The 16,108-nt window shown below is 51.6% G+C and carries 9 protein-coding genes; 5 read left to right on the top strand and 4 right to left on the bottom strand.

All coding sequences use genetic code 11. The features are described from left to right. Nucleotides 1-277: 277 nt before the first annotated feature. Genes ASG24_RS10560 through ASG24_RS10550 form a run of 3 tightly spaced genes read left to right on the top strand, consistent with a single transcriptional unit; the run spans nucleotide 278 to nucleotide 7,089 of the window. Complete coding sequence (locus ASG24_RS10560; RefSeq protein ID WP_055871173.1) at nucleotides 278-3,010, top strand: PD-(D/E)XK nuclease family protein; 2,733 nt, start codon at nucleotides 278-280, stop codon at nucleotides 3,008-3,010. Next, a complete protein-coding gene (locus ASG24_RS10555; protein WP_055871170.1) occupies nucleotides 3,007-6,405 on the top strand; it encodes an exodeoxyribonuclease V subunit beta in 3,399 nt (1,132 codons plus the stop codon). The genes ASG24_RS10560 and ASG24_RS10555 overlap by 4 nt, the downstream gene beginning before the upstream one ends. A 24-nt stretch (nucleotides 6,406-6,429) precedes the next feature. Then, entirely contained in the window at nucleotides 6,430-7,089 is a 660-nt protein-coding gene (locus tag ASG24_RS10550) for an NAD(P)H-dependent oxidoreductase (RefSeq protein WP_055871165.1), read from the top strand. A gap of 44 nt (nucleotides 7,090-7,133) precedes the next feature. Here the strand turns inward: ASG24_RS10550 and ASG24_RS10545 are convergent, their stop codons facing one another. Further along, on the bottom strand, nucleotides 7,134-7,757 hold the full coding sequence (locus ASG24_RS10545; protein WP_055871162.1) for a DedA family protein: 624 nt from the start codon (nucleotides 7,755-7,757) through the stop codon (nucleotides 7,134-7,136). Next, a complete protein-coding gene (mfd, locus tag ASG24_RS10540) occupies nucleotides 7,757-11,149 on the bottom strand; it encodes a transcription-repair coupling factor (protein ID WP_055871159.1) in 3,393 nt (1,130 codons plus the stop codon). Before mfd ends, ASG24_RS10545 begins: the two co-directional genes overlap by 1 nt. A gap of 172 nt (nucleotides 11,150-11,321) precedes the next feature. Here mfd and rpiA point away from each other — a divergent pair, with 172 nt between their 5' ends. Beyond that, complete coding sequence (rpiA, locus tag ASG24_RS10535) at nucleotides 11,322-11,996, top strand: ribose-5-phosphate isomerase RpiA (RefSeq protein WP_055871155.1); 675 nt, start codon at nucleotides 11,322-11,324, stop codon at nucleotides 11,994-11,996. A gap of 21 nt (nucleotides 11,997-12,017) precedes the next feature. Then, nucleotides 12,018-13,487 carry a membrane-bound lytic murein transglycosylase MltF gene (gene mltF / locus ASG24_RS10530; RefSeq protein ID WP_055871152.1) on the top strand — a complete coding sequence of 490 codons (1,470 nt, stop codon included), beginning with the start codon at nucleotides 12,018-12,020 and terminating at the stop codon, nucleotides 13,485-13,487. Between the two features lie 19 nt (nucleotides 13,488-13,506). Here mltF and serS read toward each other — a convergent pair whose 3' ends face one another. Together serS and ASG24_RS10520 are read right to left on the bottom strand one after the other, a co-directional pair. Beyond that, the gene (gene serS, locus ASG24_RS10525; protein ID WP_055871148.1) at nucleotides 13,507-14,781 is read right to left on the bottom strand and encodes a serine--tRNA ligase; all 1,275 of its coding nucleotides are present in this window, start codon (nucleotides 14,779-14,781) and stop codon (nucleotides 13,507-13,509) included. Beyond that, the gene (locus tag ASG24_RS10520; protein ID WP_055871146.1) at nucleotides 14,782-16,107 is read right to left on the bottom strand and encodes a replication-associated recombination protein A; all 1,326 of its coding nucleotides are present in this window, start codon (nucleotides 16,105-16,107) and stop codon (nucleotides 14,782-14,784) included. Nucleotide 16,108 lies beyond the last annotated feature (1 nt).

Genomic DNA, 16,108 nt, shown 5'->3' with positions numbered 1-16,108 from the left:
TAATTAAAGTTGTTAAAATCAGCGAGCAGTAAAGGTTGATATTACCTGAGAAAATCATCGGGCGAAGCAATGAAACCAGTTTTATATTCCAGTCATGTTCATCAAGTTTCTCTTGGAGATATTATCGGTAAATAATGCGGATTAATCCCAAGCCGCATACAGTTCATTTGCCTGCATCATATTTAAGCGCGACAATATGCCATGCAAGCTGATTTATAGTTTAATCCGCCTGTAACAATGCTCACCCACTCATTCTCATAAACTTATTATCTACCGGATGCATTCCCAGCCCATTGAAAACAAGCGCATTATTCTATGTGCATCCGCGCGCCTGGCGCAGGGAATACGCCAAACCCTGCACGCACAATTCCAGCAAAAAGCCTTGTCACAATGGCGAACGCCCGAGGTTTTTCCGTTACAAGACTGGCTTGACCAGCTCACCGAACACGCGATTTTAAGTGGGCAGATTGATGTGGCCGATGCACCACTCGGCATGCTCTCCGCCACCCAGGAAGCCATGCTATGGGAACAGGCGATCCAGCATAGCCTTAGCCGTCATGAAGCGGCTACGCTGTTTAATACCAGTGGCCTGGCCAGTGCTGCAATGGAAGCCAACCGCTACCTGATCGAATGGAGCATCAGCCTGGACATGTCGACGGCAACTGAGGAAACACGCCAGTTTATGCAATGGCGCCAGCAATTCCAGTTGTTGTGCAAACAAAGTGGTTACCTCGAAAGTGTACGTTACCAGGCATGGCAGCTGCGACAATTGCAGCAACACCCTTATTCATTACCAGCCGAAATACAATTAGCCGGGTTTGACCGTATCAACCCGCATTTACAGGCATTTATAAATGAATTCCAGAAACAAGGCGTCAGCGTAGCTACTTATGAAACGGGTATCACCGCTGATGTTGTCCAGCGAATGGCATTCGCGGAAGCGATGGACGAATGCCGGGCCGCGGTGCACTGGGCACAACAGCACTTAGCCGCCAACCCTCTGGCCAGGCTGGCGATAGTAGTGCCGGAACTCGACAACTTGCGTGACACACTGGCAAATTTGTTAGACGATGTATTTCACCCGGAGGCAATGCACCCTGCGCATGCTGAAACACCGCGTTGTTACGAGTTTTCGCTAGGATTGCCGCTTAGCCGCTGGCCACTTGTGGATACCGCACTCAGCTTGCTGAGACTAGCGTTTCAACAGTCACCTTTCACGCAAACCGAGCTTTCAGCCCTTCTTGGCAACGTCTACTGGTCACAAGCGCAACACGAAGCCGACCCACGCGCAGCGCTGGATGCCGAGATGCGCAGGCAATTGCCTTTGCAGGTAAAAGCTTCAACTTTTTTGCGGTTTGTTGAGCGTAAACAGCAAGATATACACCCAATTACTTGTCCGGCACTGACAGCTGATCTGAGCGCACTGCTCACACTGGCAAAACAGACACCCCGCAAACAAGCACCTTCTGCCTGGGTCGCCAGTTTTAACCAGTTACTTGAAGCTACGCATTGGCCCGGCGAGCGCAGTTTATCCAGTTACGAATATCAATGCCAGCAATCGTTTCAGCGTGTACTCGGCCAGTTGGCAGCGCTGGATGCGTGGCTGGGTGCGATTGATGCCATGTCTGCCCTGCACCGTTTATCGCAATTATGCCAGGCGCAGATTTTCCAGCCGCAAACGATACGCGCACCCAATATCACGCTGATGGGCATGCTGGAAGCCTCCGCACAACCCCTGGATGGCGTATGGGTGATGGGCATGAATGACCATTTGTGGCCCCCCTTGTCGCGCACCAACGCGCTGATTCCTGCAGAACTGCAACGCCAGGCAGCCACGCCCAACGCCAGCAGCGAAGTTCAAATTGACTTTGCCAACCAGATTCACCAACGTCTGTTGCGTTCAGCCAGGCAGGTAATTTTTTCTTATGCAAACAAAGAGGGGGATCGGCTATTACGCCTGAGTCCGCTGATTTACGCGATACGGGAGACGGCTGCTACGCCAGGCGCAGCCACCCTTGCCGAAACGCTAGCACACAACAATGCACAAGACTGGCAATGGCTGGACGACCACCAGGCGCCACCGGTTGAAGACGGTGAGCATGTCAGTGGCGGTACCGGCTTGTTGCGTGCGCAAGCGCTGTGTCCGGCCTGGGCGTTTTATCAATACCGATTAAAAGCCCGCAAACTGGAAACTCCGCACAATGGCCTGGATGCCATGCAGCGCGGCGATCTAATCCACCGAGTCATGGCAGCATTCTGGTTACAACAACCGGCTCTGGACTGGCCTGCTGTTCAACCAGCCACACTAAAAAGTCAGCTGGACCAGGTATCAGCGCAAGTCATCAGCGAGTTTAACCAGGAATTCTCGCAACCTTTTTCCGAAGTGTTTTGCCAGCTGGAAACTGAACGCTTAAGCAAGCTGGCGTTGACCTGGTTATGGGAAGTCGAACGCGAACGCCCGCAAGCCTTCAGCGTCAGCATGGTAGAGAAAAAATTCAATCCCCTGATTGAAGGCATACAGGTCAAGCTGGTGATAGACCGTGTGGATACGTTGGCAGATGGCCGCCTGGTGGTGATTGACTACAAAACCGGCAGCGCGCCCGATTATAAAAACTGGGCCAGCGACAAAATCACCGAGCCGCAATTGCCGATTTATGCCGCCTTTATCTTGCAGGATGCAGACATTGCCGCAGTCTGTTTTGGCAAGTTGCGCCTGACCGATGGCGGGTTCACCGGCGTCGCCGCTGAAGATGACATCGTTTCGGGTATCAAGGCGTTCAACCACGAAAAAAACAAATTATTCGATCCGGAAGCATTTCCCGACTGGCCTTCGATACTGCAGCACTGGCGCCGGCAGATTACCCATACCGCCCAGGCTTTAAAAGCAGGCGATGCCGCTGTGGTATTTGAATCCGAAAAAGATCTGGATTATTGCGATGTGTTGCCATTGTTACGGTTGCCTGAGCGGCAATTGCAGTTTGAGCACCAGCACCTGGGTAAGCAGTCATGACGATCTCTGAATTCGACTTGCAACAAGCGCTGGCTAACGACACCGCTAACCGCCAGCGCGCACTGGATATAGCATCCTTTATTGTCGAAGCGCCAGCGGGTGCGGGCAAAACCGAACTGCTGACGCAACGTGTGCTCAAGTTACTCCAAACCGTGCAGGCACCCGAAGAAATCATTGCGATTACTTTCACCAATAAAGCTGCATCAGAAATGCGTGCGCGCATTCTTGATAGCCTGCAACTGGCAGCGGCAGGTGCGACGCCGGAAGCGCCTCATAAACAGATCACCTTTGAACTAGGCCGGCAGGCCTTGCAGCGCTCAGCTGAGCTGAACTGGCATTTGCTGGAAACACCTGCAAGATTACGCATTTATACCATTGATTCACTGTGCGCCAACCTGGCAAGGCAAATGCCCTTATTAAGCCGTTTCGGTACGCAACCGGCCGTGACTGAAGATGCCTGGGCATATTATCGTGAAGCGGCCGGTCAAGCGCTGCAAACCATGGATGACCCGCAACTGGGAGCGCCTGTGCGACTAGTGCTTCGCTACATGGATAACGACCAGGCGCGCCTTGAAGGCCTGTTGATGGCAATGCTCTCTAAACGTGAGCAATGGTTGCATTTAAGTCAAACAGGCGGCGATCCCAATCAGATAAATCAAAGCGAAGTTGCCCGGCTGGCATTGTTACATCTGATTGAAAGTGAGTTACAGCAGGCGGCACAGGCTTTACCCGCCCGCTTGCAATCTGCGCTAATGCCCATTGCGCGTTATGCTGCCAGCCAGCTTCCACCTGATCATGCAATATCTGGTTTACTCGATTGGCAAGCACCGCTTTCAGCCACTATTGAAGACTTACCCGGCTGGCGTGCACTGGCCGATTTGTTACTGACCGCCAGCGGTGGCCTGCGCAAACGGCTGGATAAAAACATGGGCTTGCCCGCCACCGATGAAGCAAAACCCTACAAAGAAGCATTAACAGACATACTGGATGGGCTGGCGCAACAGGGTGACAGTGAAACCAGCATTGCCCGCATCCGCATGTTTCCCGACCCGGATAGTGAAGATGATGCCATCATCCAGGCGCTCAGCCAGCTACTGAACATTGCCGCCGCGCAATTATGGCTATGCTTCCAGTCGCAGAATGAAGTGGATTTTGTCGAGATAGCCCAGCGCGCATTGGCCGCACTGGTTGAAGGTGGCGTTTCCACAGAACTGGCGATGCGCCTCGATTACCGCATTCAGCATCTGTTAGTCGATGAGTTCCAGGATACCAGCCCGATGCAGATTGACCTGCTTAAGGCACTCACGCGCGGCTGGCTGCCAGGCGATGGCCGCACCCTGTTTGCGGTCGGCGACCCCATGCAGTCGATTTACCGCTTCCGCAAAGCCAATGTCGGTTTGTTCCTCAATGCCGCTGTGTATGGCATTGGCGACATCCAGCTGACACCGCTTAAACTCTGGCGTAACAATCGTTCCCGGCCACCGGTGGTGGAATGGATCAACCAGACATTTAAAGGCATGCTGCCCGCGAGAGACGCGCCGCAGCAAGGCGCTATTGCTTACCGGCCGTTTGTCGCTACCCGTGCTGATACAGAAGGTGCAGGGATATTTGTACATCCGCTATTAATCCCCGTAACTGAAGCGGATGAAGAACCTGCCGATATCCGCCATCTGGAAGCTGAACAGATCATACGCATCATCCAGGATACGCGCGCAAATAAACCAAATGCCACCATCGCCGTGCTGGTGCGCGCACGCAGGCATCTGCACGCCCTGGTCAGCGAAATGCGCCGTAACCACAGTGAATTGAGTTTCCAGGCAGTTGAGATTGAAGAACTCGCCAACCGCCAGATTGTGCAGGATTTGCTGACATTGACCTATGCGCTGCATCAGCGCGCCGACCGTGTGCACTGGCTGGCTTTACTGCGTGCGCCCTGGTGTGGCCTGACTCTGGCTGACCTGCATGCGCTGATCGGCCTGGACAGTCATCGCAGTGTGATGCATTTGCTTTCCGATGAGGCTGTGCTTGCCAGGCTAAGCGCAGATGGTCAACAGCGCGCACGCCATGTCTGCGAAGTCATGCAATCTGCGCTGGACTTTCGTGGCCGCTCTAGCGTCAGCCGCTGGGTGCACAACACCTGGTTAAGATTGGGCGGTGCGCAATGCCTGTGGAATGAAAATGATGTGCAGGACGTACAGGCATTTTTTGCGCGCATCGCAGCGCTGGAGCAGCACAACCAGTTCAGCCCGCAAGCACTGGCTGAAGATGTGAAAAAACTCTACGCCGCACCCGATGCAAAAGCCGATGCCACTCTGCAATTCATGACCATACATAAATCCAAAGGCCTGGAATTTGATACCGTGATTCTGCCCGGCCTGGATGGCGGCAACCCGCCAGATGATGCGAAGCTGGTGATATGGGAAGAAGTGACGCTGGCTGACGGCTCCACCGAGCTCGTCGCTGCGCCATATGTGCCCGCGGCCCGCAAGCGCCAGCAGGCTAGTGCTTCTACCGTCACGGCTTATGATTACTTGAACGACCTCGACAAAACCCGCGCCGCTTATGAAGATGCGCGTGTGCTGTATGTAGCTGCCACGCGTGCTGAACGGCAATTACATTTATTAGGCGCTGCAAAACCGGATAAAAACGGTGACCCCCAACCTCGTAAAAACACCTTCCTGCATCTGTTATGGCCAGCTGTGAATGCGCAGTTTACCCCTGAAAATGACATTGTGGCGCGCGCGACAAATACGCAAACTGACGCCGATATTCAGCAATTCGTGCCTAAACTCATCCGCGTATGTCAAGCCCTGACACCGGCTGTATTGCAAGTTGCCGATACTCTGGCAACCCCAGCTTATAGACAAATTACTGAGGATGCGACAGTGGCGGCACTGGAAGCCGATACCGGCACCCTCGCCCATCTGTACCTGCAGCTGATTGCCGAGCAAGGCCTTGCCCGCTGGGGCGATAGTGTAAATAACCAATTCCTGATGCACACTGCTGCCATGCAGCGCTGGTTTAAACAGCGCGGTTACACAGACAATGACGCAACGACAGCCACAGCCAAAGCGGCCAGATTATTAACCACGACTGTGCAGTCTGACGACGGGCAATGGGTGCTGCAAGCACACACTCACGCCGCTTCCGAGCTGGCGATTGAACAACTGGCGGATAGTAAAAAGGTCATAGACCGTACCTTTGTCGCCGATGGTGTACGCTGGATCGTGGATTACAAATCCATGCCGGTCACTGAACAGCAAGATTTGCACAGCCTGGCTGGGCTATTTACCCAGCAATTGTCGTCCTACGCACAGTTATTCCAGCAGGAAGGCCTGCCTGTCAAAACAGCCATTTTATTCTTAAGTGTCGGTAAACTAGTCGTCATCGAATAAGCGTTAAATAAACAAGGATTAAATATGATTGAACAACAAGCTATCCTGGATGCGTTCCAGTTTCGCCATGCCTGCAAAGAGTTTGATGCCAGCAAACAAATCCCCGCTGAAGAATTTGAGTTAATTCTTGAATCCGCCCGGCTTTCGCCCAGCTCATTCGGCTTTGAGCCTTGGCACTTTATTGTGGTGCAAGACAAAGCTTTGCGTGAAAGCCTCAAACAGCATGCCTGGGGCGCACCGCTGAAACTGGATACCGCCAGCCACTTTGTCCTGTGCCTGGCGATGAAGTCACCGTTTCTTGATCCTAAAGGTTCTTACCTGCCTACATTTATGCGCGAAGTGCAGCAGCATCCGCAAGAAGTGGCTGACATGCGATTGGGCTTTTACAGCCAGTTTCAGCAATCAGATTTTGACCTTACCGATGACCGCAAACTGTTCGACTGGGCCAGCAAGCAATGCTATATCCCGCTGGCCAACATGATGACAGTAGCCGCCATGCGTGGCATAGACTCGTGCCCGATTGAAGGTTTTAAACAGAAAGAAACCGATGCGCTGCTGGCCGAACAATTCGGCGTGAACCTGGAAGAATATGGCCTGGCCTATATGGTCGCTTTTGGTTACCGTAAAGTGGATCCAAGGCCAAAAACGCGTCGCGATATTAACCAGGTAGTCACATGGAAATAGCCTGATGCCTGTAATAAAAAAGCTGCCGGTTGGCAGCTTTTTTATTATGATACTTCGTGCTCGTTCTTAAAATGCCGGCGCACATACCAGACGACAAATATCACGCCCAGCGCGGCAATCACGTAATGTGATTCATGGAAATAGACTTTCAGGTCTTCCCAATGCTGGCCGGCTTTCATACCGATGTAACCCAGTACCCAGCACCAGATCAGTGAACCGACAAAAGTGTATACAATAAAACGTGTCATGTTCATGCGCGCCACACCTGCGGGAAAAGCAATGAAGGTACGCACCGCTGGCAACAGGCGTGCAATAAAGATAATGATCTCGCCATGATTAGCAAACCAGCGGTCCGCCATATCCAGGTCCCGTTTGCTGATCAGCACATATTTACCGTACTTCTCTACCAGCGGACGGCCACCATACATCCCGAGGTAATAGGCAGGAATCGACCCGAGCACGCAGCCAATCGCACCCGCCAGCGCAATCGCCCACAAGGTCATTTCACCTTTGGAGACCAAGAACCCCGCAAACGGCATGATGATTTCTGAAGGTAACGGAATGCAGGCAGATTCAATCGCCATCAGCAATACAATACCGCCGTAACCCATGGTGGAAATCACACCCATGATCCAGGTGGCGATGGCGGCTAATAGTTTTTCTAACATTAACTGAATTCCTTCAAAAGCGTTTTTACCAATTCGACCCGGTGATTCAAATTTCCCAGCTGTACTGTAACACGTAATTTATCCGGCCCATTCATGCGGCAGCGTTTGTCACGTTGTAACAAGCTCACCAGTTTCATAGGATCAAGATCGGCCTTGATATTAAATTGTAACTGGATGGCGGCATCGGATGCATCAATCTTGATGATACCTAGCGGTTTGGCAGCAATACGCAAGCGGTGGCAGGCAATCAGTGCTTCGCCCGGTTCCGGCAGTAACCCGAATCGATCTATCAGCTCTTCTTGCATCACATCCAAAGCTTCGTCGTCTTCACAGTTGGCGAGGCGTTTGTACAGCACCAGGCGCTCATGTACATCCGGGCAATAGTTGCTGGGTAACAAGGCTGGAGTATGCAGGTTGATTTCTGTCGTCACACCTAATGGTGCATCTAGGTCAGGCTCTTTGCCGGCTTTCAACTGTTTCACCGCATGATTCAGCATATCGGAATACAGGGTAAAACCAATCTCCTGCATCTCGCCGCTTTGGCTATCACCTAGCAACTCGCCTGCGCCACGGATTTCGAGGTCATGCATGGCGAGGTGGAAACCGGCGCCCAGGTCTTCCAGCAACTGGATCGCATCCAGACGCTTTTGTGCTTGGGGAGTGATTGTACGGTGCGGGTCTGTCAGCAAATAGGCATAAGCCTGGTGATGGCTACGGCCCACGCGGCCACGTAGCTGGTGTAATTGCGCCAGGCCGAACATATCCGCGCGGTTGATAATCATGGTGTTGGCAGTAGGCACATCAATGCCGGTTTCGACAATGGTGGTACACAGCAATAAATTGGTGCGTTGCTGGTAGAAATCACGCATCACGTGTTCCAGTTCGCGTTCACGCAATTGACCATGGCCAATCGCAATCCGCGCTTCAGGTAAAAACTTCTCCAGTTTTTCCTTCATCACATAGATGGTATCCACTTCGTTATGCAGGAAATACACCTGGCCGCCGCGTTTGAATTCGCGCATCACCGCTTCGCGGATAATGCCTTCGGAATATTCGGTATGGAAGGTTTTAATCGCCAGCCGTTTTTGCGGCGGGGTAGAAATAACCGAGAATTCTCGCAAGCCTTCCATCGCCATGCTCAAGGTGCGCGGAATCGGCGTCGCGGTCAGGGTGAGCACATCCACTTCTGCTCGCAAAGCTTTCATCTGTTCTTTCTGGCGCACGCCGAAACGGTGCTCTTCATCCAGAATCGCCAGGCCAAGATTCTTGAATTTCACGTCTTTCTGGATCAGTCTGTGGGTACCGATGATGATGTCTATGCTGCCATTCTCCAGGCCTTTCAACGCTTCAGCCTGCTCTTTGGCGCTGCGGAAACGGGAAATCTCGGCAATCTTGATCGGCCATTCGGCAAAGCGATCAACAAAGTTCTGGTAATGCTGTTCGGCCAATAACGTGGTTGGCACCAATACTGACACCTGGCGGCCACCCATCACCGCGACAAAGGCAGCACGCAGCGCAACCTCGGTTTTACCAAAGCCAACGTCGCCACATACCAGCCTGTCCATCGGGCGGCCGGATTGCATGTCTTTAATGACGTTCTCAATCGCTTCCAGCTGATCCGGCGTTTCTTCAAACGGGAAGCCTTCGCAGAAAGCTTCGTAATCTTGCAGGCTCAGGGTAAAGGCGTGTCCACGGCGCGCGGCACGTTGCGCATACAAATTCAGCAATTCGGCCGCAGTATCACGGATCTGCTTGAGTGCTTTTTTCTTGGCTTTTTCCCACTGGCCACTACCTAGACGATGGAGCGGTGCGCTTTCAGGCGGGCCGCCGGAATAGCGCGAAATCAGGAACAGTTGCGATACCGGCACATATAATTTGTCTTCACCGAAATACTCAATCAGCAACAGCTCGGTTTCGCCTTCGCCAAAATCGATATTGACCAGGCCTTTATAACGCCCTACCCCATGCTGTTCGTGCACGACCGGGTCATCCAGCCGCAGCTCGGAGAGGTCTTTGAGCATGCCCTCGGTATTGCGGGCTTTTTCCTGGTTACGGCGTCGTTGCTGGCGCACAGTGCTGGCATAAAGCTCGGCTTCGGTAACGACGGCTAATTCGCCATCAATAAAGCCCTGGTGTAAAGGGGATACGCCCAGCATGACCGGAAACTGGCTTTTCTCAAACCCGGCCCAGTCCTCAGCCAGTGAAAAAGTGAGACCGTGTTCGCTGAACAGCTGTGCAATGGTTTCGCGGCGACCCAGGCTTTCAGCCGCGACTAACACGCGGCCGTCAAACTGGCTGATAAATCCCTGTAGCTTATGCAATGGCTGTTCAGCACGACGGTCGACTTCCACCGGCGATAGCGTCGTCACGTTTTGTATCTGCTGATGCACCAGCGCAAATGCATGCGTCTGTTTGAAAAACTCATCGGTTTTTTGCAGCAGGGTTTCCGGCCGCAAAATCGGTTTTTCGGCATCGTAAGCCATCAGCCGATAACGGCTGTTGGCATCGGCCCAGAAGGTTTGCGCGGCTTTATCCAGGTCGCCATGCAGGCACAATACGGTTTGTCTGGGCAGGTAGTCAAACAGGCTGGCGGTTTGCTCAAAAAATAATGGCAGATACCACTCCACACCGCCACTGGCCGTGCCTTTACTCACATCTTTGTAAATTTTTGCTCGTTGCGGGTCGCCCTCAAAATATTCCCGGAACTGGCTGCGAAACAATGTAATTCCAGCATCATCCATAGGGAATTCACGGGCCGGCAGCATACGTATTTCGGTGACGGGATATACACTACGCTGCGTATCGATATCAAACGTGCGTATGGTTTCGATCTCGTCATCGAACAAATCAATACGGTAAGGCAGTGTACTGCCCATGGGATATAAATCCACCAGGCCGCCACGCACACTGAATTCACCCGGGCTCATGACCTGGCTGACATGATGGTAACCGGCCTGCGCACATTGATTGCGCAGAGCGTCTACATCAAGCCTTTGGCCTTTTTTCAGCATAAAGGTATGTGCCGCCAGATAAGCCACCGATGGCAGGCGTAATAAAGCCGTTGCAAGTGGAACAATCACCACATCACTCTGGTTTTGGCTTAACTGGTATAGCGTAGACAAACGCTCTGAGATCAAATCAGGGTGCGGCGAGAACACATCATAAGGCAGTGTCTCCCAATCCGGCAGCAAATGGGCTTCGATGTCTTTGGCAAAATAGGGAATCTCATCCATCAAGCGCTGCGCTTCAAACGCATTGGCAGTTAAAATCACCAGCGGTGATTGTGTTGCTTTTAAACCACAGGCCAATTCGGCCAATGCTTTACTATCTAATCCCTGACTATGGAAAGAAAAACGCTGGGGATGTCCGACGACGGGAAGTGAAACTGCCATAAAAGAATAAAATCTTATTGCTCAGGTTAGGTGAGTAGTTCTTGGCGAATCTGCCGAGTTTGCTATTATAACTGCAAGCGTCCGCTGGCTGTACCGGCATTATAATGAGGCGCTCGAGCGATAACGTTGCCTAGACTATAATCTAGGCACATTTCCGGCACGGAGAAACCATATGAACGATAAACAGGCCGTCGCGCTGGAAGCAGCCAGCTACGTCAAGAACGATATGATTGTGGGGTTGGGCACAGGTTCCACAGCCAATTACTTTATTGAGGCACTGGCTGCCCGCCAGCAAGAGGAAAACCTGCGCATCACCACAGTTGCCAGCTCCAATATCAGCATGATCAAGGCACAATCGGTTGGATTAACGGTGTTGAGTTTGGCGCAGTTAAGCCAGATTGACTTGTATGTCGATGGTGCCGACGAAATCACCGCCGATAACAGCCTGCTCAAGGGTCGTGGTTATGACCTGGTCATGGAAAAACTGCTGGCAAAGGCAGCAAAAGAATTTATTGTCGTGGCCGACAAAAGCAAACTGGTCGGCCGTATCGGCGAAAACTTCCCTATCCCGATTGAAGTAATCCCGTTTGCATGGCAAGCAGCCAAACGCAGTATTGAAGCGATTGGCGGCACTGGTGATTTACGCCCTAACGCGGCCAAAGATGGCCTCTGTATTACCAGTCATGGCAGCTTGGTGCTGGATATGCGCTTTGATGCCAATATCGATAGCCATCAGTTGAATGCTTTGCTCAACAATATTCCCGGTGTGGTTGAGCACGGTATTTTCGCCAAGCTGGCAAGCAAAATACTGATTGCCGACCAGGGCAAGGTCGAAACGCGGTCTTAATCGCTTTTTTCGCGCTATCGCATGCGTTCTCTACCCTGTATTCCCGCACGTCACGCATGGCAATGGGCTTTTATTGCCTGTTTATGCGGGGTGCTATTCGCCTGCAACGACGCCAACTCGCCCAAGCAACGCACGTTAGAAAAATCCAAGCCAGATCCCTACACCATCCGCTTCGTCACCATCAACAGCCCTGATACCTATTTCATTGATAGCCAGAATAATTATGCCGGGCTGGAATATGACCTGGCCAAACGTTTTGTTGACTTCCTCGGATCGCCATACAAGCTTGAATTTATTGTCGTTGAGAGCTTTGATAAGGTTTTCCCTGCCCTGATGCGCGGCGAGGCCGATATTGCTGCGGCAGATATCAGCATTACCGCTTCGCGCAAACGCCAGTTCCTGTTTGGGCCTGCCTTTAACCAGGTGCAGTCTATGGTGGTTTACAACCGTGACCACAACAGTGAACCAGTCAAGCCAGATGCGCTATTCAATAAAAGAATTGTATTGCCGAAAAGCACCAGCTTTGTCGAACGCATGCGCGAACTACAGTCTCAGCATCCGCAACTGACCTGGCGCGAAACGGAAAAGCTCAGTTCAGAACAATTGATAGAAGCCGTGGCTCGCAATGAAATTGATTTCACGGTAGCCGATAATCACCTGCTGGCCATCATGCAATATCTTTATCCGCAACTGGATGCCGGGCTGATGCTGGGCCCGGTGGATAAAATTGCCTGGGCGCTGAATAAATTTTCTGGCGAAGAAAAACTGAAACAGGTACAGGCCTTTTTCAAGAAGATAGAGAAAGATGGCACCTTGCGTAACCTGCTTGATCGTTACTATGGCCATACCAAACGCCTTAAACAGGTGGATGTAGCGACTTTTTTAAGTAAATCCAATACTTTGCTACCCAGATATGTGCGACTGTTTAAAAGCGCCCAGGAAATCACCGACATAGACTGGAGATTGCTGGCAGCACTGAGTTACCAGGAGTCACACTGGGACAATTACAGCACATCACCGACCAATGTGCGCGGCTTGATGATGCTGACCGAGCAAACCTCTAACATGATGAATGTGACCAACCGGCTGGACCCCCAGCAAAGCATTATGGCAGGAGCTAAATTTATGCTATGGCTGAAAGACAGGCTGCCATCGCGCATTCCCGAACCCGACCGCACCTTTATGACACTGGCAGCTTATAACAATGGCGTCGGCCATCTGGAAGATGCGCGCATTATTGCGCAACGGCTGGGGTTGAATCCGGACAGCTGGGCGGATGTCAAACGCGGCTATCAACTCCTGAATGACCCTGCGCATTACGTGAATGCCAAACATGGCTACTGCAGCTGTGGCGCGCCGGTGATTTACACTGAACTGGTGCGCAGCTATTACCAGATCATGCAGAAATACTATCCCGTCTATGAACCTAACCTGGATCCCTACCGGATTGCCGATACAAAAATGCCCTGGCTGATAGCCAAGGCAGATTAGTTTAAAAGCTGTAAGTTAACTAAACTGTAATAGCCGTTTTGCCACCCATATAAGGCTGCAGTACTTTTGGTATTGTCACGCTGCCATCAGCGTTCTGGTTATTCTCCAAAACTGCCACCAGCGTACGCCCTACTGCCAGACCGGACCCGTTCAAGGTGTGGAGCAACTCGGGCTTGCCATTGGCATTCCTGAATCGTGCCTGCAAACGACGCGCCTGAAAAGCTTCACAGTTAGACACAGAAGAAATCTCACGGTAAGTGTTTTGCGCAGGCAACCACACTTCCAGGTCATACGTCTTTGCAGCGCCAAAGCCCATATCGCCAGTACACAATGACACAACGCGATAAGGCAATTCCAACGCCTGCAATACTTTTTCGGCATGGGTAACCATTTCTTCCAGCGCCTGGTAACTGTTTTCAGGGTGCACGATCTGCACCATTTCCACTTTATCAAACTGGTGCTGACGGATCATGCCTTTGGTATCACGGCCATAAGAACCAGCTTCAGAGCGGAAACATGGCGTATGTGCTGTAAGTTTAATCGGCAGTGATTCCAGCGCGACGATCTCGTCACGCACAGTATTGGTCAAAGTCACTTCAGAAGTTGGAATCAGGTACAACTTGCTATCGTTATGTGGCGTAACAAACAGGTCTTCTTCAAACTTGGGCAACTGGCCGGTGCCGACAAGAGTCTCGCGATTCACCATATAAGGTGTATAACACTCGGTGTAACCATGTTTTTCAGTTTGCGTATCCAGCATGAATTGCGCAATCGCGCGATGCAATCTGGCAATCTGGCCTTTCATTAGTGTAAAACGTGCGCCTGACAATTTAGCACCAGTATCAAAATCCAGGCCTAATGGTGCACCCACATCGGCATGGTCTTTGATTTCAAAGTCAAAACTACGTGGCGTACCCCAGCGACGGGCTTCTACATTTTGCGTTTCATCATTACCCACCGGCACGCTTTCATGCGGCAAGTTAGGCACATTCAGCATCAAGGCTTGCAAATTGGCCTGAATTTCATTCAATTGCGCTTCAGCCGCTTTTAACTCATCACCTAGTCCAGCAACTTCTGCCAGAATTGCACTGGCATCTTCGCCTTTGGATTTTGCAATGCCAATCTGCTTGGAAGCAGCGTTACGCTTGGCCTGCAGGTTTTCGGTATTGGTCTGGATGGTTTTACGCTCGGCTTCCATGGCTTTAAAAGCATCAGCTGGAAAATCAAACTTGCGCGCTTTCAGGCGCGCAGTCACATTATCCAAGTCGTTTCTAAGTTGTTGAATATCTAACATTTATTTTTTCGCTTTGCTGTTCAAGTATTGCTGGTCAAGTTCTTGTAAGTGGTTGAGCTTTTCGCTTATTTTACCTTCCAATCCACGTGGTGTGGGTTCGTAAAATGTCTGCGCTGGCAAATCGTCGGGAAAGTATTGCTCGCCAGCGGCATAGGCATTCGGTTCATTGTGCGCATAGCGATATTCTTTGCCGTAATCCAGCGATTTCATCAGTTTGGTGGGTGCGTTACGCAAATGTAATGGCACGGCCCGCGACTTATCTTGCGAGACAAACGCTTTGGCTTGGTTATACGCCATATAGGCAGCATTACTTTTCGCTGCCACAGCCAGGTAAATCACTGCATTGCTGAGTGCTAACTCGCCTTCTGGCGAACCAAGGCGCTCATAAATCTGGATGGCTTCCAGCGCCATCGTTTGTGCTTTAGGATCAGCCAGGCCGATATCCTCCACCGCCATGCGAACGATACGTCGTGCGAGGTATAAGGGGTCTGCGCCGCCATCAAGCATGCGTACAAACCAGTACAGAGCTGCATCAGGGTTAGAACCGCGTACTGATTTATGCAAAGCGGAAATCTGGTCATAAAACGCTTCGCCGCCTTTGTCAAACCGACGCAATTTGCTGGCCATGCTGGACTGCAAAAATGCCTCGTCAATGGTATTTATATTGGCAGTGAGGGCGCCGTTGAACAGCCCTTCTGCAAAGTTAAGCAAGCGCCTGGCATCGCCATCGGCGTAATCTAATACCTGTTCTTTGACCTTATTATTAAGGGTAACCTTTGGCGCCATTTTGAGGCGTGCACGTTCAAGTAATTCAGCCAGCTCATCTTCACTCAACGCGGACAGCACAAACACCTGTGAACGACTTAGCAACGCGCTATTTACTTCAAATGAAGGGTTTTCGGTTGTTGCGCCGATAAAAGTGATGAGTCCGCTTTCAACAAATGGCAGAAACGCATCCTGCTGGCCTTTGTTAAAGCGGTGCACCTCATCCACAAACAGAATAGTATTGCGGCCGCTTTGCTGCAATGTCAGCTCGGCACGCTCTACCGCTTCACGTATATCCTTGATACCGGACAATACCGCAGATAAAGGTACGAATTCCGCATCGGCAGTCTGTGCAATCAAACGCGCCAGGGTAGTTTTACCGACGCCCGGCGGGCCCCACAAAATCATGGAGGGCAATTTGCCGGATTCAAACGCGCGACGCAGAGGTTTACCTTCACCCAGCAAATGCGTTTGCCCAACCACTTCGTTCAGTGTTTTGGGGCGCAGTTGCTCGGCTAGCGGTACTGAAGAAGGCGTTGCCGGCTCAAACAGGGAAGACATA

The organism is Methylophilus sp. Leaf414 (genome assembly GCF_001425425.1).
Lineage (GTDB): Bacteria > Pseudomonadota > Gammaproteobacteria > Burkholderiales > Methylophilaceae > Methylophilus.
The sequence above is the reverse complement of the archived record's forward strand: the minus strand, read 5'-3'. Positions and strand labels throughout refer to the sequence as shown.

Bases quoted from the DNA above. Each gene is read 5' to 3' on its own strand.
- ASG24_RS10555 (WP_055871170.1), top strand. From the start codon at position 3,007: ATGACGATCTCTGAATTCGACTTGCAACAAGCGCTGGCTAACGACACC.
- mltF (WP_055871152.1), top strand. From the start codon at position 12,018: ATGCGTTCTCTACCCTGTATTCCCGCACGTCACGCATGGCAATGGGCT.
- ASG24_RS10550 (WP_055871165.1), top strand. From the start codon at position 6,430: ATGATTGAACAACAAGCTATCCTGGATGCGTTCCAGTTTCGCCATGCC.
- serS (WP_055871148.1), bottom strand. From the start codon at position 14,781: ATGTTAGATATTCAACAACTTAGAAACGACTTGGATAATGTGACTGCG.
- ASG24_RS10520 (WP_055871146.1), bottom strand. From the start codon at position 16,107: ATGTCTTCCCTGTTTGAGCCGGCAACGCCTTCTTCAGTACCGCTAGCC.
- rpiA (WP_055871155.1), top strand. From the start codon at position 11,322: ATGAACGATAAACAGGCCGTCGCGCTGGAAGCAGCCAGCTACGTCAAG.
- ASG24_RS10560 (WP_055871173.1), top strand. From the start codon at position 278: ATGCATTCCCAGCCCATTGAAAACAAGCGCATTATTCTATGTGCATCC.
- ASG24_RS10545 (WP_055871162.1), bottom strand. From the start codon at position 7,757: ATGTTAGAAAAACTATTAGCCGCCATCGCCACCTGGATCATGGGTGTG.
- mfd (WP_055871159.1), bottom strand. From the start codon at position 11,149: ATGGCAGTTTCACTTCCCGTCGTCGGACATCCCCAGCGTTTTTCTTTC.